Here is a 20,404-nt window from a genome sequence, read left to right as displayed (position 1 = left end):
ATCACACATCTAATCTAATCATAGATAAATATGTCATTAATGACTTTTAAAATATTTGAATTATTAAAAAATAATGAATCTGGTTAATCTTATGTAGATTCAGCGATAATTTTTATAAAAACGGTTTGAAAGAGTTGATATTTTAAAAAATAGCATTTATTAAAATGATAGTTTACTGGTTATAATAAATTTAATGACAGCTAACTTCAATTAAAATATAGTTTGAAAATATGTGAAAAATAAAAAAAGTATGGGAAAATTAATTCCCATCATGTGTTTAGTTTTTTCTTCTTAAGGTTACTCCAACAATAGCTAAAAGTGCTAAGAGAACCATTACGATTGGATTACCTGTAGCATGCATGGTATGAGCTTTTGGAATGCTGTGTTTTACCGGATTGTCCGGAGATGGAGTGTATACGTCAACTGAAGACATGTCATAGTTGTTGTCCTCATTTGGATCTGGAGTATCACTTTCTACAGAAGCGTGGTTTACCGCATCAACATCACTCAATGCTTTGCATATGAGTTCCAATGTTACAGTCTCGCCATCTTCCATATCTCCTACAGTCCAAATTCCGGTATTTATGTCAAAGTCTCCTTTAGACACGATAATGTCTAGGATTTCAAAGTCACCGGTTGCCCAATCAGTTACACGAACGTTTTTCGCAACATCAGGACCGTGGTTTACAACAGTAATAATCCAAATGAACTCATCGCCTACTTTTACTTTATCCACATTAGCGACTTTGGTAATTTCCAAATCAGCACTGGTTTCAACAGGTTTTGGATTAGTTACTTCCTTATCTCTGTTGTTGGTTTTATTTGAATCGTGTGTGGATGAACTTGCAACAACAATATTTTCAATAGTACCGCCTGAAACGGTTACTTTAGTTGTTAATGTTAATGTTGCCTGTTCTTGATTATTTAAATCTCCAACAGTCCAAATTCCGTTTTCATATGCACCTTTGCTTCCTTTAGTAGCCATTAACTGTAATCCTTCAGGTAATGTCTCTTCAACTACAACGTTTTTAGCCGCATCAGGACCGAAGTTGGTTACAACAATAGTCCAGGTAATCACATCACCTTTTTCAGGAGTTGGGTTGGATACTGTTTTAATTACTGCGATATCAGCTTCAGGGTCAACGACTATAGTGTCATTGTCCTTGTTGTTATCTGTGTTGTTGTCAGGAGTAGTGGAGTTTACAACAGCTACGTTTGTTACATTACTGTTTGTAATGTCAACTACAGTAGTTATAATTAAACTTACAGATTTACCGTTTTCTAAATCTCCAACAGTCCATACACCAGTAGCAGGGTTATAATTGCCGTTTGCATCTTTAAATATTAATCCATCAGGCAATTTATCACTTACAACTACGTCTTTTGCAGTATCAGGACCATTATTGGTTACAGTAATAGTCCAGGTTATTTCATCTCCTTTGTGAGGATTCTTGTTTGAAACCTCTTTAACGATTACCAAGTCAGCTAAAGTTTCTTTTACAACAGTAGTGTTGTTTGATGCTTTGTTGTTGCTCATGTCCGGATCGTATACACCGCTGGTTGCAGTAACATTGTTTACAATCACCATACCTGTAGTGTTGATTTTAGTGATAATGGTTAAAACACGGGTTTCACCACTAGCTAAATAATCAATTGTCCAGATGCCGGTTTCAGGGTTATAATTACCGTCTGCACTGATGAATATTAATGTGTCAGGCAAGTTATCTTTTACAACAACATCTGTAGCGCCGTCAGGACCATGGTTTGTCATGGTAATTTTCCATTCAACGATTTGGTCTTTTGCACATTCTGTTGCATTCACTTCTTTAACAACACCAATGTCCGCTTCAGGAGGAACATCAGTAATGTTATTAGCTACATTGTTGGTTTTATTTGAATCTGGAGTATCTGAAGTTACATTAACGATGTTTGTAATTTTAGTGTTAGTAGTATTTACTAAAGTTTCAATGGTTAATGTTTGAGTCTCTCCATTAGCTAAAGATTCAATGAACCATACCAATTTGTTTGAATCGAACAATCCTTTATTTGCATTGTGAGCTTTGTAAACCAATCCGTTAGGCAAGATATCATTTACATATACTTTTTCAGCAACATCAGGACCGTTGTTTGTTACTTTAACAGTCCAGACGATAATGTCACCTTTGTGAGCAGTGGAGTTGGATACCAATTTGATGATTTCCAAATCAGCTTCTGCAGGCACTTCAGCAGTTTCATTGTCCTTGTTGTTGGTTTCATTTGGATCGTATGTATTTGAATTAGCTACAACAACATTTCTTAAAGTTGCGTTGGTAACGTTGACCACTGTCTTAATTGTAAACTCGGCTGATTTTCCAGCATCAAGTTTAGGAATTTCAATGACAACTTCTTTTGTAGCTTTAGTCATTGCATCGCCAACAACTAAAAGTCCTTCAGGAATTGTATCAACTATTCTTACATTGACTGCAGCATCAGGACCATTGTTGGTAACAATAATAGTCCAAATGATAATATCTCCTTTTTTAGGAGTTGAATTGCTTACAGTTTTTATTACTTCCAAATCAGCTTCAGGAGCAACATCAGTAGTATTGTTTGCTTCATTATTGGTTTTATTTGAATCAGGAGTATCAGAGGTTACGTTAGCAACATTAGTAATAGTCTTATTGGTAATATTTACAATAGTGGTTATTACTAAACTTACGGATTTGCCGTTTGCTAAATCACCAACAGTCCATACACCGGTTTCAGGGTCGTAAGCACCATTTGAACCTTTAAATACTAATCCTTCAGGTAATTTATCTGTTACTTTTACGTTTTTAGCTTCGGAAGGTCCATTGTTGGTTACAGTTACAGTCCATGTAATAGTGTCTCCCTTGTGAGGAGCCTTATTTGAAACCTCTTTAACGATTACCAAATCAGCGTTTTCATTAACAGTAGTGTTATTGTTAGCCTTATTGTTGTCAGTGTTGTTATCCGGAGTGGATGAGTTTACAACAGCAACATTTTCAATAGTGCCGTTAACAATGTCCACAATAGTGTTAATAGTTAATTTGTATGACTGACCTTTAGCCATATCACCGATGACCCAAATACCCTGTGAAGGATCATAAACACCATAATCTGCCTTATGAGTCTTATAAGTCAATCCTGCAGGTAACTTATCAGTCACATTCACGTTTTTAGCAGCATCAGGACCATTGTTGGTAACAATAATAGTCCAGGTGATAATTTCACCTGTTTTGGCTGTAGTGTTGGATACCAATTTAACTACTTCCAAATCAGCAATTGAACCTACATCAGTTGTATTGTTTCCAGGAGTATTGTTTCCAGGAGTGTCACTGGTTGCATTAGCAATATTTTCAATGGTTGCATTAGTAATGTTAACACGAGTGGTTATTACTAAAGATTTACTTTCACCATTAGCCAAATCACCGACAGTCCAAACGCCAGTAGTTGCATTATAATTACCATTTGATTTAACGAATATCAAACCATCAGGCAATTTATCTGTTACTTTGGCATTTACTGCCACATCAGGACCTTTGTTGGTTACAGTAACAGTCCATGTAATCTCTTCGCCAAATATTGGGTTTTTATTGGATACTTCTTTTACAACAACCAAATCAGCTTTAGGCTCAGAAGTTGTATTGTCAGTGTCGTTGGTTTTGTTTCCAGGAGTATCACTGGTTACGTTAGCAACGTTAATGATAGTCTTGTTTGTAATGTTTACAATAGTCTTGATTGTCAATGTTTTTGAAACGCCGCTGGCCAAATCACCAACAATCCAGACACCGCTTTCAGGATCATAATTACCCACATCAGCCTTATGACCATTGTAGATTAAATCACCTTTAGGCAACTTATCAGTCACTCTGGTATTAACAGCAGTATCAGGACCGTTATTGGTTACAGTAATAGTCCAGGTAATTTCCTCACCTTTTCTGGTTACATTTGATGAAACAGTCTTTTCTACAACAATGTCAGCTCTTGGAAGAACTTCAACAGTATCATTGTCATAGTTGTTTTCTGGGTTAGGATCATAAATATCTCCTTTTACATCAACTTCATTAGTCAAATTGACATTTGACGCATTAACCAAAGTAACGACATAAATTGTCATTGACTCTCCGGCCTGCAAATTGACTTTAATTTTATCAGTTACTACCTGTCCGTTAATTAATCTACCGTGTAAATCAACAAATATCAATCCTGTTTGAGCTTTATCAGCTATTGAAATCTCAGATACAGTGTCCGGACCGTGATTGATAATGGTAATGTTCCAACCTAGAACATCTCCTTTTTTCACAGTTGAATTCATAGCTGTCTTGATAACTTCAAGGTCAGCTTCAGGAACTACAGTAGTATTGTTGTTCGCTTCGTTGTTGGTCTTGTTAGGGTCATAAACATCGTTTGTAACATTTGCAGTGTTGACTAAAGTTCTGTTGGTAACGTTTACCAAAGTCCTTAAGGTTAAATTCTGTGATTCGCCTTTAGCCAAACTAGGAATAAACCAGGTGAAAGAATCGGTATCAAACAATCCTTTAGTTTTTGAATAGCCGTTTAATATTAATCCATTAGGCAATTCATCTCTCACATATACATTCAATGCAGCATCCGGACCTTTGTTTGTTACAACAATAGTCCATGTTATGATGTCGCCTTTCTTAACAGTAGTGTTGGATACCAATTTGACAATTTCCAAATCAGCTTCAGGAGCTACAGTTGTGTTGTTGTTTGCTTTGTTGTTTTCATCATTAGGGTCAGGAGTAGTTGAAGTTACGTTAGCTACATTAGTAATAGTAGTGTTGGTAATGTTTACCAGGGTAGTGATTACCAAACTTACAGATTTTGTGTTAGCCAATTCTCCAATAGTCCATATGCCAGTTGTTTTATTGTATTTTCCGTTTGAGTCATCAGTTTTATAAACCAAACCAGCAGGCAATTTATCAGTTACAGTTACATTGTATGCTGTATCAGGACCGTTATTGGTTACAGTAATAGTCCAAGTTATTTCATCTCCTTTGTGAGGAGTCTTGTTTGAAACCTCTTTAACGATTGATAAATCTGCTTTCGGATCTGCAGGAACATCAATGGTATCATTGTCTTCGTTGTTTGACTCATTGGTATCGTGAGTGTCGGTGGTTACATTAGCAATGTTTGTAATGCTTACACCTGAAACATTTACCAAGGTTCTGATTAACAAAGTCACATTGGTGTGATGAGCTAAGGTTCCGATGTTCCATATTCCGGTAATGTGGTTATATGCACCGTTACTGTCATCTCCAATCCAAATCAAACCTGCAGGCAGTTTATCATTAACAACAGTTTCAATAGCATCATCAGGACCTAGATTGAAAACAGTAATGTTCCAGGTAATTTCATCTCCGGATTTTGGAGTGGAATTAGATACTGTTTTAACTATTTTTAAATCAGTTTCGTGACCTACATCAATGGTTTCATTGTCTTCGTTGTTAGAATCATCAGAATCAGGAGTGTCTGAAGTAACATTAACAGTGTTTGTAATTACTGCTTTTGTAACATTCACTTTTGTTGTAATATATAATACTCTTGTTGCCTTATTTTCAATGTCGCCTATAGTCCATAAATTAGTTTTATTGTCGTAACTACCATCACCAGTAGCACTAACGAAAATTAAACCAGCAGGTAAAACATCAGTTGCAACAGCATTAACAGCCACATCAGGACCGTTGTTGGTTACAATAATAGTCCAGACAATATTATCTCCTTTTTTAGGACCGTGATTATTTACCAATTTTTCAATAGCCACATCAGCAACAGGACCTATAGTAGTGGTATTGTTAGCCTTGTTGTTGGTTTCATTGGAATCCGGAGTAGTTGAAGTTACAACAGCCACGTTAGTAATAGTAGTGTTGGTAACGTTTACACGGGTAGTAATGATTATTCTTTCACTTCCAAAGTGCAACACATCACCGATTTGCCAGATTCCCTGTACGGAATCATATAAACCTTTGGTAGCATTATGAGTTACATAAATTAAACCTTTAGGCAATTTATCATTAACGACAACATTTCTTGCATTGTTAGGTCCGTTGTTGGTAACTGTAATAGTCCAGTTAATCAAATCACCGAATTTAGGAGTCTTATTTGAAACCTCCTTGGTAATTACCAAATCAGCGATTGCAGGTACATCAATAGTTTCGTTGTCATAATTGTTTGTTAAATCTGTATCGTAAGTTGTAGTGGTTACGTTCACTTCATTTGTTATTTTACCAGTGTCAACAACTTTTGTGGTAATGTTTAGAGTTTTTGATTCTTTATGTGCTAAGCTACCGACATCCCATACTCCAGTGCTGCGGTGATATGAACCTTGATGTGATACATATTCCACACCAGCAGGCAAGATATCAGTTACAATAACATTTTCAGCCACATCCGGACCGTGGTTAATAACGGTTATAGTCCAAACAATTGTATCATTTTTATTTGGAGTTACATTATTAACTGTTTTAATTACTTCAACATCAGCTTCAGGAGGAATTACAGTCCTGTTTTCCGCAATATCATTTGATGGATTTGGATCATGGGAAGTAGTATTTACTTTTACAACATTGATTATAGTAGTATCGGTTGTATTGATTTTAGAGTTAATTATAGCTGAAACACTTTCATTAACTGCTAAATTACCGATGTTCCAAATTCCGTTACCTGAACCGTCTACATACACATGTCCTTGACTGTGTGATGGAGAACCAATAATTATTAAACCAGCAGGCAATAAATCGGTTACAACGACATTTTCAGCCACGTTTGGACCATAATTTGTAACATTGACTGTCCATATTACGGTGTCACCATAATGAGCTGTTTTATTAGATACTATTTTAATAATACCCACGTCAGCTTCAGTTTTCACTGTAATACCGTCTTCATCATTATTATTATAAGGGTCTGGGTCATAAGTAGATGAATTGGTAATAGCATAATTTTTAATAATTTCATTAGAAGCTAAAACTCTTGTCACGATAGTTAGAGTTGCATTAGAACCATTGGATAAGTGTCCAATATCCCATCTGCCAGTATTATTATCATATCTTCTTGGAGAAGAAGATGAAATAAATTCTAAACCTTTAGGTAAAAGGTCTTCCACATATGCATCAATTGCATCATTCGGACCGTGATTAATAACAGTAATTGTCCAAATTACAATGTCACCTTTTATAACTTCATGTTTGTTTACAACTTTGACTAGCTCTAAATCTGCTTCAGGGCCGATGTTAATGTAGTCATCATCTTTATTATTATTTGGATTTGTATCTATTGATGTGCTGTTTACAGTAGCTATATTATTAATTAATACATTATGATCGACTGCTCTGGTGTAAATAGTTAAAGTAGCATTTTCGCCTTTAGCTAAGTTTCCAATGTTCCAATTACCGGTTACAGGATTATAATCCTTACCTTTACTTTTAGTTGAATTAATATACTGTAAACCAGTTGGCAATACATCAGTTACAAATACGCCAGTAGCTGTATCAGGACCGTAATTAGTAACCACAATTGTCCAATAGACAATTTGCCCATGATTTACATCGTGAACTGAAACAGTTTTTTCAACACCGACGTCCCCTTCAGGAGTTACTTCAGTGGTTTCATTATCGTAATTGTTTTTAGGATTTGGATCTGGAGTTGTACTGTTAACAGTAGCTTCATTAGTAATGTTGGCATTGGAAACTGTTACTCTAGTAGTTATTGTTAAAGTCTGGATTTCACCAACAGCCATATCACCGATAGTCCATCTACCATTGTCTCTATCATATCCGCCTTTAGAAGCGACAGACATTCCGTAAATTTCCAATCCGGCCGGCAATATATCATCAACATATGCGCCCATAGCTATACTTGGACCTTCGTTTTTAACAAAGATGGTCCAGTTGATTAAATCACCATTTTTAGTATTTTTAACTGAAACTTCTTTAATAACACGTAAATCAGCGTTGGAAGATACATTAACGGTTGCATTTACTGGAGGGAAATTCCATACATACATGGTATTGTTCCAGACACCATCTTTAAGTGCTTTAACCTTAATTGTGATTATTGCATGTGTGCCTTTAGAAATATTAGTGATTTCCCAAATCTGTTCAAATCCATAATTAATGTATGTGATTAAGTCAGCGCCCTGCAAATTATAGATGCCAGTATATTGAACACCTTCAGGTAAAACATCACGAATTCTTAAAGTCTGGCTATATGTGGAATCACCGACATTGTAGACGCTTAAATAATATTCGAAATATTCACCGGCAGAAGTGTTTGTAACGTTAGCTTCCTTGGTGTAGTATATATCTACCTTAATGGTTTTGTTTGCAACGTTATTTGATAAATTCCAATCTTTTTCGTTGCTAGTTACATTAACAACATTGTCAAAGCTGCCGATTTCTGTGGTTGTAACTGTTAAAGTTAAAGTTTTAGATGATCCGTTTGTCATGTCTCCTACTGACCAGATATTTGTTGAAGAATCATAAGTTCCCTGAGTAGCTACCGCTGAAACAAATGTTAAAGAATCAGGAAGAATATCCCTTACAGTTACATTGGTTGCATTACTTCCCACATTTCTAACAACTATTGTGAATATTGCCTCTTCACCAACAATATAAACATCCTTATTACTGGTTTTGGTAACACTTACATCAACATGAGGAAGAATTTCAAAGTGAGTTGTATTTGAAATAGCAGTGTAGTTTTCATCATCAGGGTGTTCTGCAAAAATTGTATAATTTCCGGCGAACAATATAGGGTCCAATGTTACAGTAACATTACCATAAAGACCAGTTCTTAAATCATCTCCAGTAGTATTAAGAATTACTTTATTATCACTATCACGAGTTACAACAACATTAATAACCTGTAAATCCTCACGGTCATCCTGATATATATATTTTCCACCTTCACTATTTTCAACACCGTCTCTAGGGTGAATTTCCTCTTGGGAAGTGGTACGTGTAGTGTTGGTTGTGGAATGATAATAAGTTACATTGTAGAGATAAATCTGGTTTGGATCTTCAGCATTGTGAATAGCGTTGATAATATTGTCTCCACCAATCATTGTTAAATTGACTTTTACCTCTTGAGTTTCATTGTAATACATAGGTGAAGGAGGATCTGTAATTATAATGATAATATAACTCCAAGCCTGATTGTTTAGGAAATTACCATTTTCAATAGTGAAATTATCCCCATTATTATAGATTGCAGATCCGTTACGAGCAGTGTTTCCAGTAAAATTGGAGTTGTAAATTAAATTATTGTCTCCATGAATATAGATAGCTCCACCTAACCCCTGAGATTTGTCAGTGACATTAGGAAGTACATTGTTATTTGTAAACACTGAATTTGAAATTATTGCATTGTTACCGTGGGTGTGAATTGCACCACCGTGAATTGTAGCATTATTTCCGTTAAAGACATTATTATCCAAAAAGGTATTGTTTCCAAAAATATAAACACCAGCGCCGCCTTTGGAAGCTGTGTTGTTTTCAAAAAAGGAACCCTGAATGGTTGAATTTTCACCATAGATATAAACAGTTCCTCTTGCACAGTCATGATTGGTGAAATTTGAATCATAAACAGAAGCATTTACACCATAAACGTAAATAGCTGAACCGTTACCACTATGAGCAAAGTTATCATCAAAAACACAATTTATAGCTTCATTATTGTCCCCGGTAATGTGAACTGCACCACCTTCTTCAGTAGCAATGTTATTGAAGAAAGAACAATTATTTAATAAATTATTGTGACCTTCGGAATTATCTCCATCTAAACCATGTGTGATACCTCCAACCATAATAGCGCCTCCTTTTTTAGCACTATTATTATAAAAATCACAATTTTCAATATTTAAATAATCCTGACTAGAACCAATTGCACCACCATATTCTGTAGCTTTACAATCTATAAATGAACAGTTAATAATATTACTGTGATGATTTTCTGTAAGTCCTGTACCATGTAAATAAATTGCTCCACCTACACCGGATGAACAATTATAAAATACACAATTTGTAATATTTGCAGTGTTGCCCGGACTTCCAGCTACACAAATTGCACCGGAATGTCTATTTGTTGAACAATTAGTAAAATAACAGTTATTATAATTAGAACCATAAGTAACAATCATTACACCTGTTTCAAAGTCTTCTCCTTCTGGATCAGCAGGCATTAATGAATGACAATTAGTAAAGTTAACACTTTCCAAATTACAGTATCTAATTGCAAAGGTACAACCCTTATCTGTTAAAAAATTATTGAAAGCAACATTATTTAATGTACAATAATTAATTGATGCACCCCAGCTCATATGGAAGTTTGATAATGTTAAATTTTCCAACTTACAATTTTGGAAATTATATGCGGCCAAATAATCATTTCCATCCAAATTACCATTCGCTATAATAATATTTTTATTACAACTCAATGATCTGTATCCAGATATAGTTTTGCCCTGTAAATCGATTATATCTCCAGCCTGTGCATTATTTATTGCATTTTGAAGATCAGCGAAAGTATTACCAGACAAATAGTGGGTAGCACTTAATACTTCTTCATCATTAGATGCTCCCAACAATGATTCTCCCTTTTTACTCTGTTTTAAAGATTCTTTTGAATAAGAATCAGTTACATTTTTGTCTGAACTTACAGATATTTCATTATTAATATCATTAGCAGACGTCTCATAATTTGTCGTTTCAACTTCCGGAACTGTTGGCTCAGAAACTGAAACAACCTGTTCATGTGGAACTTGAGTTAACTCGCTTGATTCTAGGCCAACGTCTTCACTAGCTGCAACAACACCTACTGAAAAGATCGCCAGAATAAAAGCGACGACTAAAAATTTCGCATTAATTTTCATGTTTTTACCTCATATGAATTTCAAATTTTTTTGAAATTCGCTTTTCATGAGAAAAAACGTGTACCAATAATATAAAAAAATAGAATTTATGAAAGAAGTGTACTTCTACACTACCCTATAATATATAATTAATCCATATATAAATGTTTCGGAAAAATAGCAAAAAATAGAAAAATTTGGTAAAATTCTAAAAAATAAATTAGAATACCTACCCAAACTAGCCCTAGTCAAATAGAACTAGTATAAAATATACTTGCATATAATATATTCTCTAATATACTATATTTGAATTGAAATAACTTTTGTAAACCAGCCATATAAAAACCATTTACCGATTTAAAATAACTGATCTGATAATTGCATATTATCAAAATGCCTATAGTCAACCACTTTAAACCATTTAGCGATTTAAAACAATTGAATGGGCTATAGTTACTTAATTTTTATCAGATTGACCCCTGATTGAGGTGCATCCATCATCAAAGATAGAGTACTCACACATTCAACAGCAAAATTTCCACAAAAAAGTCCGAAGCAATTCACGAAAAATCACCACGCAAAAAATGTTCAACGGTTAAAGGTTTACAACAAAAAATAGCATCAAAACAAGGATAAAATTTTAAAAAACAAGAGTTACCAATGAAAAAGATACTGCATTCATCACCAATAATGGAATTATCAATACTGTATGCAAAATCAGTGCTGGTATTATTTATGCAGACGATAATGTCGTCTATCTCATCAATCTCATTTTCATCTAAAAACATCTGCATATCTTGTTTAGTTAAAAGATTATTTTTCAATTCCAGTACCTTAAGTACACTGCGTTTTAAGCTCGTGGACTTAAAGTTCGTCGTCATTCCAGTATATAATATTTGATTAATTAAATTATAATTAAAAGTTGTATCATATTTTGAAATAAAAATTGAACCTTGATAATTAACACTAATTGTTTTATATGTCAATTCATCATTACTAGTCTCATCGATATTGTTCACTATATTATCTACATCATTGGATGGAAGTTCAATATCAATGTCATCCATATTCTGATCAACAATATCCTGAGTTTCTGGGGCAGAATCCAAGTTCAATTCTGCAATTTCGACAGCGTCTTCATTTTGATCTGCTGGCTGATCAGTATTTGAATTGTCTATAAAATCAGCTTCCTCATAATCTGTTTGGGAAGACACGTCAGATTGAGTATATTCAACTTCATAGTTAGTATACTCTTCGACAACTTCCTCGCACTCCTGGACTTCATACTCCTGGTAAAAAGATCCTTCTGAATCCATAGCGCTAGCTGCTGGAATCAATACTAAAATTAACATAAATAGTATGGATAATTTTAATATTTTAGAGTTTAAGTTCATTGTCAGCACCTTTCATTCATTCAATTTTATTTATTTATATATAATATTGTACAACAATATTTTCTCATCGTTATTGTCGATACGGTAATCTAACAGCATCAATAATAACTAATGTTATATTAGAATTTTCATAGTATATAAAGTTTACAGTTTAACTAAATTTTCCTCAAAAAATATACAGTCTGATATCTATTTGATATTTATTGTCAATATATTCAATATATCTCAAAAAATTGAAGATTTGTATAAATTACTATAATTCAATGAATCATTTTCAAAGTTTCATAAAAAACGCTGGAAAAAATCGAAAAATTTCCAGTTATTGTAAATTCGCAAATATTAACATAGAAAATATATTGTAAAATAAGCACAGATATTGTAAAAATCACAGTATAATATATTAAAATAAGAATTTTTAGTGGACATAATCTGAAAAATTGTATGGTTTAAAAAGAAAAAATGGCGTTGAATCTATAAGATTATAGATTATTTTTTCTAAAACCTACATAAGGAAACAATATATAATTCATTACCATCAACTTTGCGAATGTGCAGGTTTATTCACGGTTTAAACTATATGAACCAGAATTTTTAAAATCCTAATACATTAATTTAAATAGCACTTCTAAACAACTTTTAAATGGTATATTTATTATCTCCAATATATTTTAATTCCACCACTAAAATACAATTCATCTCATTTAATCTTTTCTTTTTAAACTTACACCGACTATAGCCAATAATGCTAATATAGCCATTAAAACAGGATTACCTGTTGCATGTAATGCTGAAGCATCTTTTGAAACACTTCCATCATTAATATCCTCAACAAATACATCCTCAAAATGTTCGTTGTTTGATTCATCAGCATCTGGAGTATCGCTGGTTACATTAGAATATACCACGATAGGAGTATCGGATACTACATAACCAAAAATGATTAATGTTGCAGAATCCTCATTTTCCAAATCTCCAATGTCCCATATGCCTGTTACAGGATCATAGTTTCCTTTATCATTAATGAATGATTCCCAAACTATATCACCTTCAATAATTCCGGCAAATGCGACGACGTTTTCAGCTTTATCAGGACCATGGTTATATACAACAAAAGCCATTTCAAAATCGTCCCCAACTTTTAATTTGTTAGGTGTTGTATATGAAACAATTTCCAAATCAGCGCTGGATTCGCCAGTAGAGGTTACATCAACACTGTTTGATAAATCATCATCGTCTTCAGATATAGTATTATCGTCTGATTGATCTTCAACGCCAACCACATTTTCGGCTACGTTTTCCTGAGATTGAATTATATCACTACTTGAATCTGCTGTTAGAACAGAATCATCAGTTTCTTGTGCAGCAACTATTGGAATAAGCATTAAAATCAATGCAATTACAATAGAAAGCTTCAATATTTTTGAATTCAAACTCATTTTTTCACCATAATGGTCAATATATTAGGGAAAATAAATCCCAAATACAATATAATATTTAATAAAATCTGTATATAAACTTTATAAAAAATAGATGAATTGGACAGCCTGCAATCTATTTGATATTATATTAATTCATTAAAAAGAAACATAAATCTATTTACTAAAAACAATATAATATTATTATGAGTACTTTAGAAAAGATGAAAATCCTAACAGATTCAGCACAGTATGATCTTTGTGATTATGTAAGTCACAACAAGAGCTCTCAGGTGAATTTGCCTGGAATCTACGAAGCTATAGGTCATAACGGCTGTAAAATTCCTCTTTTCAAAACCCTTTTAACAAATAAATGCAAAAATGACTGCAAGTACTGCATTAACCAATCCAAAAGAAACTTTACACGACTTGAACTTTCACCAGAAGAGCTTGCAAAAGCATTTCTTGGTTATTATAACAGAGGAATGGTTAATGGACTGTTTTTAAGCTCAGGAATATCTGGTGATGTTGATGAAACAATGGAAAAACAGATTGAAACCGTCCAGCTTTTGAGAAAAAAATACGGTTATGATGATTATATTCATTTGAAAGTTGTTCCGGGAGCAAGCAAGGATTCTATTAAAAGAGCTATGGCTCTTGCAAACAGAGTCAGTATAAATATTGAAGCTGCAACCCCGTCAGGTCTTGCGGAGCTATCTTCTACTAAAGATTACAACAAAGACATTCTAAAAAGGCTTTCCTGGATTAACAGTCTGCAGCATAAAAGTACAACTTATCCAAATTCTACTCATACCACACAGCTGATTGTCGGTGCAAACAATGAAAGTGACAGGGAAATTCTCCAGAGAATGGAAAAAATATACAAAAAATCAGACCTGAAGAGAACATATTTTTCTGCATTCACTCCAATTGAAGATACAGAATATTCCAATAAAGAGGCATGTTCGACTGACAGAACCGCCAAACTCTATAATGCAGACAGTTTGCTTAACGATTATCACTATAAAGTTAAGGAACTTGTTTTTGATGAAGATGATAAGTTATCATTGACACAAGATCCAAAGATTCTGGCTGCAAAAAATATGGATATATTTCCTGTAGAAATCAACAGTGCACCACTAATAGAACTGATAAGAGTGCCGGGAATCGGTGTAAAATCAGCCCGCCAGATAATATCTATTAGGAAAAAAACACCATTTACAAATAAAGAACAGCTGAGAAAATTAGGTGTTGTAGTGGATAGAGCAGAGCCATATATAAAAATAAGCGGACAATATCAAACAACTTTTGATTTTTAATATTTTTAATCGTTATTTTGACAATTAAAGAAAAATTTATTTTAAATTATTTAGTGTAAAATGAATTAAAATAATAGAAAATTTTCACATCAAATAGATTTTAAAAAAATATCGAATAACTATTTCAAGTGTAAAATAAAATATATTGAAACAAAAAAAGTTATAGTAAAAAAATCAGTATTGGTCGAAAAGTTCCCAAATTTCAGGATATTTTTTAGAAACCGCTTCATCAATTAAAGTTGAAGCTTCCTTTGAAATACTGAATTCCGGTTCTGTTTTTCTTAAATATCTTAAAACAGCTGCAGATCTTGAAGACCAAAGGGTTATTCTTGGATTCTTGTCTACAATTTGAGTAACCTCATCAATATGTGATGGGTCTACCTGTATTTTTTGTGATGTCTGTACGCTGTCTTGAGAAGATGTATCGCCAGAGCCCTCTTCGGATGAGCTATTGTCTTCATCATCTTTATCTGCTTGGATTTCTTCTTGTCCTTCATCATCGCCATCTGAAACTCCAGAGGCAGTAGAATCATCTTTTTTATCATTTTCTTCCTCAATTTCTTCAAATATATTTTTCTGTTTTTCATTATCTTCAACTGAAGATTCTACTTCGTCCACCTGTTCTTCCTGTTCGTTTAACATATCTTCAAGAGATTGTGTGGAATTGCTGTCAAAATCCTCATCATAAAAATCAGGAATCAATGAATCCAAACCTCTTCCAAGCCCTTTACCTGGCATTTATATTAGCCCCCTCGTCTCGTTTAAGAATCTCTTTAGCTAATTTTAAATAAGCTTTAGTTCCAGTACTGTCTGGGTCGTAAATCAAACAAGGTTTACCAAAACTTGGTGCTTCAGCCAACCTGATGTTTCTTGGAATGATGGTTTTGAATAAAAGATTACTTTCTCCAAAATGGCTTTTCAGTTCTTTGTGAACATCTCTGCTGAGTCTTGTTCTCTTATCATATAGAGTAAGGAGAATTCCTTTAATTGGAGTTGGGCTTCTGAGTCTTTTTTCAACTAACTGAATAGTATTAATTAAATCAGCGACCCCTTCAAGGGCGTAATACTCAGCTTGGATAGGTATCAGAACACTATCTGAAGCTACTAATGCATTGACAGTAAGAACGCCTAATGAAGGAGGTAAATCGATGAAAATATAGTCGAATAATGGTACAACATCTTTTAGAGTTTCTTTTAAAATTATGTGATAATTTTCACGTTTAGAAAGCTCCATGCCAGCACCACTGAGGGATATATTACTTGGGATAATAAACAAATTTTTAATAAACGTAGGAATTGTTGCTTTTTTAACATTTATATCCCCTATGATAGCTTCGTATATTGTATTTTCTATTTTAGTTTTATCGATCCCAAAACTAGTGGTTGCATTAGCCTGAGGATCCATATCAACAACTAAAACAGACTTTCCCATCACCGCTAGGGATGTTGCAGTATTTACAACAGTAGTTGTCTTACCACAGCCCCCTTTTTGATTCATCACCGCAATTACTTCACTCATTAAAGAATTCTCCTATTTCTGATAAGTTTTAAGTTATTAGTTATGAATTATAACTTAAAAATTACAAGTTAGAAAGAATAACATATTAGTTATTCAGTATTAGTTAAAAGGATTAAGTTAAAACTTTTAATTTAAAACTTAAAGGAAATAACTTCTAAGTTCTAACTTCTAAGGGATAGGAATTAAGTTTTAAGTTAAAACTGCGAAGTTATAAAAAATAAGTTTTAAGAAATAACTTATCATAACTAACTTTTAACAAATAAGTTATATTTTATAACTTCTTCCTTATAAATTATTTGTTTTCACATCTAACTTAACACTTATTTGTTAACACTGACAAGTTATAAGTTATAACTTATAACTAAAAAATTTAAAAAAAAATAAATGAAGGATTATTTTGCGTTTTGCATTGTTCCTTCAAAATAGCTTGCATAACCTTTAAGGTCCAACATTCCATGACCTGAGAAATTAAACACAATGGTTTTCTCCTCACCAGTCTGTTTACATTTAATAGCTTCATCAATTGCAACTTTAATTGCATGAGTGGTTTCTGGAGCTGGCAATATTCCTTCATTACGGGCAAAAGTAATTCCGGCTTCGAAAACATCCCTTTGATGAGCAGTTCTAGGTTCAATATATCCCTCTTTAGTTAAAAGGGAAACTTGAGGTGACATACCGTGATATCTTAAACCACCTGCATGAACTGTCGGAGCTACAAAGTCATGGCCTAATGTAAACATTTTAAGCATTGGAGTAAATCCGTTTACATCACCAAAGTCATATTCATAACTGCCTTCAGTTAATGTAGGACAGGCACTAGGCTCAACAGCAATGAATTGTGTATCTGAATTTCCGTCAATCTTGTCTTTAATAAATGGGAACAAAGATCCGGCCAGATTACTTCCGCCACCAGCACATGCAATCATTACGTCTGGCTCTTCTTCGGCAATTTCAAGCTGAGTTTTGAGTTCCTGACCAATTACAGTTTGGTGAAGCATTACATGGTTTAATACACTACCCAATGAATATTTTACATCCTCATTTTCAAGAGCCTCTTCCATAGCTTCAGAAATAGCAACTCCTAATGACCCCGGATGGTCGGGATTTTCAGCCAAAATCTGACGGCCGATTTTAGTATTTTCACTTGGAGAAGCGTAAACATTACCGTTGTAAATGTTCATGATGTTTTTTCTGTCCGGCTTTTGATTGAATGATACCTTAACCATATAAACTGTACAGTCCAAATCAAGCAAATTACAAGCTAAAGACAGTGCTGTACCCCATTGGCCCGCACCGGTTTCGGTAGTCAATCTTTCTACACCCTCTTTTTTAGCAAAAAATGCCTGAGGAATAGCTGAGTTCAACTTATGCGAACCCGTTGGAGATGTATCTTCCCTTTTATAGTAAATTTTAGCGGGAGTGTTCAAATATTCTTCAAGTTTTGTAGCTCTAAACAAAGGGGAAGGTCTTCCCATCTGCATATATAACTGGCGAACTTCGTTTGGAATTTTGATATATCTTTCGGTTGAAAATTCCTGTTCAAGGCCTGCTTTTGTGAAAGCTTTTGTTAAAGAACCTATCTGATCTTTTCCTTCACTGTTTTTAGGCATAGGAAGTTCAACAGGCAAATCAGCATTAATGTTGTACCATTGTTTAGGCACATCTTCAGATGATAAGGTAATTTTATAATTCATAATAATAATTATAATAATGTACTATTTAAAGCTTTGTTGTACAAAAATGTACTATACAATTATTAATAATATAAAGTACAATCTAAAAATATGAGAATATTAGCTATTGATGTCGGAACCGGAACTCAGGATATAATGATTTATGACACCGAAAAGGAACTTGAAAACTCGATTAAATTGGTTTTACCGTCCCCACATCTTTATATCTCCCAACAGATTAGGGAAATTGAAAACGACATATATCTTAAGGGAGAGATAATGGGCGGGGGAAAAATAAAAAATACCCTTCTTGAACATAAGAAAAAAGGTTATGATGTAGTATTGGAGGTCAAATGCGCAAAAACAATTCGTGACAATTTAGAACAGGTAAAATCATTCGGATTTGAAATAGCCAGTGATGAAAAAGACTACAGAGACTATACAAAAATTACATTAGGAGACATCAACATTACCAAATTATCCGAATTCCTTTTAGGCTATGATCTTGAATTTGATTTTGATGAAATAGCAATCGCAGTTCAGGATCACGGCTACAATGAAAATATGGGAGACCGTGATTTCAGATTTGAAAAGATAAGAGAAAAAATCTCACGTCCAATCTCACCGCTGGAGTTCGGCTTTAGAGATGATTTGCCTGAATACTACACAAGAATGCAGGCCGTAAGAAGAACAATAAAAGATGAGGGAATTGAAGATGTTCCTCTGATAATGGATACCAAATTCGCTTCAATTGCCGGAATGTGCTATGATGAAATAGCCAAAAACCTAAACAGCTTCATCGTAATAGATATAGGAAACGGACACACTACAGCTGCATCAATAGAGGACGGTAAAATTCAGGGCGTATTTGAACACCACACCTCAAGTCTTACCGGCGAGTCACTTGAAAGATATATGAAAAGGCTTGCTTCCGGTGAAATTACAAACGAAGAGGTCTACAATGACCACGGCCATGGCGCACATGTCCTAAACCCGATTTCAAAAATAGAAAAAGTGATTGTAAGCGGTCCGAAAAGAGAACTTATTGAAAAAACCAATCTTGACTGGCATCATGCATGTCCCGGAGGAGATGTGATGATGACCGGAACTATAGGATTGATTAAAACTGCATTAGGATAGATAAAATGCTTAAAATGGATTCCCATATACATAGTGAATATTCCCCGGACTCTCAATCAAAGATTGATGACATCATAAAGGTTGCACAAAAGGAAAATATTGACATCATTGCAATCAGCGACCACAATACAGTAGATGGAACAAGTGAAGTTTTGAAAAAAACAAGAAATACAGATATACTTGCAATTCCATCTATAGAGATTTCTTCATCACATGGCCATATTCTTGGTTTTGGATGTGAAGAAATCATACCTCGGGACCTAACACCGCAAGAAACTATAGACAGAATTCATGATTTAGGGGGTCTTGCAATTATACCCCATCCATATTGCTTTTACCGGCATGGACTATTGCATAAAACTGACTATAAAAAGTTGAACATTGATGCAATCGAGACAAAAAACGCAAGATTTATTGTAGGATACTGCAATCATAAGGCAAAAAAGTTATCAGTTAAAGAAAATATTCCGGCACTTGGTGCAAGTGATTCGCATTACTGGAAATTTGTCGGTGACTGCTACAGTCTGATTGACTGTGAAAAGGATATTGACAGCGTATTAAAAGCTATCGTTAAAAACAAGACAGAAGCACATGGTAAAGGCACTTCAAATATATATCTTTCAAAATATCTGTTTGAAAGAAATATATTAAAGAAATTTGATTAAAAAGAACTATTCACCCTTTTCAATTAAAATTTCAATAATAGAAACATTAGTTTTTTCGCTGTTATAGTTTTCAATTTCCTCAGTGGAAATCTGAATGTCAGTAACTTCAGAGCCTGGAACAAACCTATTTCTAACAATTTCAGCAGCATCAACTGCACGGCTGATAGCTTTACCTCTAGCTCTGAGAAGTACACTATTAGATCCTTCATTGAATTGAGTAACGACTGCCAAAACATAATTCATGACAGGTTTGCTACCTACAAATATAGTATTATTTTCCATGTTAAACTCACCATATAAGATTTAAGAAATTAGATGTATATAAAATTTTACATAAAATTTTACATTAAAATATAAATATTTATTAAATATATAATATATTATTATAATTATATTATAATTATCTTTT

Annotated in this window: 10 protein-coding genes; 3 read left to right on the top strand and 7 right to left on the bottom strand. The window is 33.8% G+C overall.

Going from position 1 to position 20,404, the window contains the following annotated elements; all coding sequences use genetic code 11:
• Positions 1-277: 277 nt before the first annotated feature.
• From IJL02_RS07080 to IJL02_RS07070, 3 genes are all read right to left on the bottom strand, one after another.
• Positions 278-10,891: a CARDB domain-containing protein gene (locus IJL02_RS07080; protein ID WP_292813967.1), complete on the bottom strand. Its 10,614-nt coding sequence runs from the start codon at positions 10,889-10,891 to the stop codon at positions 278-280.
• Between the two features lie 539 nt (positions 10,892-11,430).
• The gene (locus IJL02_RS07075; RefSeq protein ID WP_292813963.1) at positions 11,431-12,222 is read right to left on the bottom strand and encodes a hypothetical protein; all 792 of its coding nucleotides are present in this window, start codon (positions 12,220-12,222) and stop codon (positions 11,431-11,433) included.
• A gap of 743 nt (positions 12,223-12,965) precedes the next feature.
• A complete protein-coding gene (locus IJL02_RS07070) occupies positions 12,966-13,700 on the bottom strand; it encodes a DUF11 domain-containing protein (protein ID WP_292813960.1) in 735 nt (244 codons plus the stop codon).
• A 185-nt stretch (positions 13,701-13,885) separates the two neighbouring features.
• On the opposite strand from IJL02_RS07070, the gene IJL02_RS07065 reads away from it, so the two are divergent.
• Complete coding sequence (locus IJL02_RS07065; RefSeq protein WP_292813957.1) at positions 13,886-14,998, top strand: radical SAM protein; 1,113 nt, start codon at positions 13,886-13,888, stop codon at positions 14,996-14,998.
• Between the two features lie 174 nt (positions 14,999-15,172).
• Here the strand turns inward: IJL02_RS07065 and IJL02_RS07060 are convergent, their stop codons facing one another.
• The 3 genes from IJL02_RS07060 to IJL02_RS07050 all read right to left on the bottom strand — a co-directional run bounded on the left by IJL02_RS07060 (position 15,173) and on the right by IJL02_RS07050 (position 18,211).
• Positions 15,173-15,736 carry an AAA family ATPase gene (locus IJL02_RS07060; protein ID WP_292813953.1) on the bottom strand — a complete coding sequence of 188 codons (564 nt, stop codon included), beginning with the start codon at positions 15,734-15,736 and terminating at the stop codon, positions 15,173-15,175.
• Complete coding sequence (locus tag IJL02_RS07055) at positions 15,726-16,517, bottom strand: ParA family protein (RefSeq protein ID WP_292813950.1); 792 nt, start codon at positions 16,515-16,517, stop codon at positions 15,726-15,728. Before IJL02_RS07055 ends, IJL02_RS07060 begins: the two co-directional genes overlap by 11 nt.
• Before the next feature lie 392 nt (positions 16,518-16,909).
• Complete coding sequence (locus tag IJL02_RS07050) at positions 16,910-18,211, bottom strand: TrpB-like pyridoxal phosphate-dependent enzyme (RefSeq protein WP_292813946.1); 1,302 nt, start codon at positions 18,209-18,211, stop codon at positions 16,910-16,912.
• A 90-nt stretch (positions 18,212-18,301) separates the two neighbouring features.
• Here IJL02_RS07050 and IJL02_RS07045 point away from each other — a divergent pair, with 90 nt between their 5' ends.
• Complete coding sequence (locus tag IJL02_RS07045; RefSeq protein ID WP_292813942.1) at positions 18,302-19,330, top strand: DUF1786 domain-containing protein; 1,029 nt, start codon at positions 18,302-18,304, stop codon at positions 19,328-19,330.
• 5 nt (positions 19,331-19,335) lie between these two features.
• The gene (locus IJL02_RS07040; protein ID WP_342765176.1) at positions 19,336-19,995 is read left to right on the top strand and encodes a PHP domain-containing protein; all 660 of its coding nucleotides are present in this window, start codon (positions 19,336-19,338) and stop codon (positions 19,993-19,995) included.
• 6 nt (positions 19,996-20,001) lie between these two features.
• Here IJL02_RS07040 and albA read toward each other — a convergent pair whose 3' ends face one another.
• The gene (gene albA / locus IJL02_RS07035; RefSeq protein WP_292813935.1) at positions 20,002-20,277 is read right to left on the bottom strand and encodes a DNA-binding protein Alba; all 276 of its coding nucleotides are present in this window, start codon (positions 20,275-20,277) and stop codon (positions 20,002-20,004) included.
• Positions 20,278-20,404: the final 127 nt, after the last annotated feature.

The organism is Methanobrevibacter sp. (genome assembly GCF_017427765.1).
Lineage (GTDB): Archaea > Methanobacteriota > Methanobacteria > Methanobacteriales > Methanobacteriaceae > Methanocatella.
The sequence above is the reverse complement of the archived record's forward strand: the minus strand, read 5'-3'. Positions and strand labels throughout refer to the sequence as shown.

Bases quoted from the DNA above. Each gene is read 5' to 3' on its own strand.
- IJL02_RS07050 (WP_292813946.1), bottom strand. From the start codon at position 18,211: ATGAATTATAAAATTACCTTATCATCTGAAGATGTGCCTAAACAATGG.
- IJL02_RS07055 (WP_292813950.1), bottom strand. From the start codon at position 16,517: ATGAGTGAAGTAATTGCGGTGATGAATCAAAAAGGGGGCTGTGGTAAG.
- IJL02_RS07070 (WP_292813960.1), bottom strand. From the start codon at position 13,700: ATGAGTTTGAATTCAAAAATATTGAAGCTTTCTATTGTAATTGCATTG.
- IJL02_RS07045 (WP_292813942.1), top strand. From the start codon at position 18,302: ATGAGAATATTAGCTATTGATGTCGGAACCGGAACTCAGGATATAATG.
- IJL02_RS07075 (WP_292813963.1), bottom strand. From the start codon at position 12,222: ATGTTAATTTTAGTATTGATTCCAGCAGCTAGCGCTATGGATTCAGAA.
- IJL02_RS07060 (WP_292813953.1), bottom strand. From the start codon at position 15,736: ATGCCAGGTAAAGGGCTTGGAAGAGGTTTGGATTCATTGATTCCTGAT.
- IJL02_RS07080 (WP_292813967.1), bottom strand. From the start codon at position 10,891: ATGAAAATTAATGCGAAATTTTTAGTCGTCGCTTTTATTCTGGCGATC.
- IJL02_RS07040 (WP_342765176.1), top strand. From the start codon at position 19,336: ATGCTTAAAATGGATTCCCATATACATAGTGAATATTCCCCGGACTCT.
- IJL02_RS07065 (WP_292813957.1), top strand. From the start codon at position 13,886: ATGAGTACTTTAGAAAAGATGAAAATCCTAACAGATTCAGCACAGTAT.
- albA (WP_292813935.1), bottom strand. From the start codon at position 20,277: ATGGAAAATAATACTATATTTGTAGGTAGCAAACCTGTCATGAATTAT.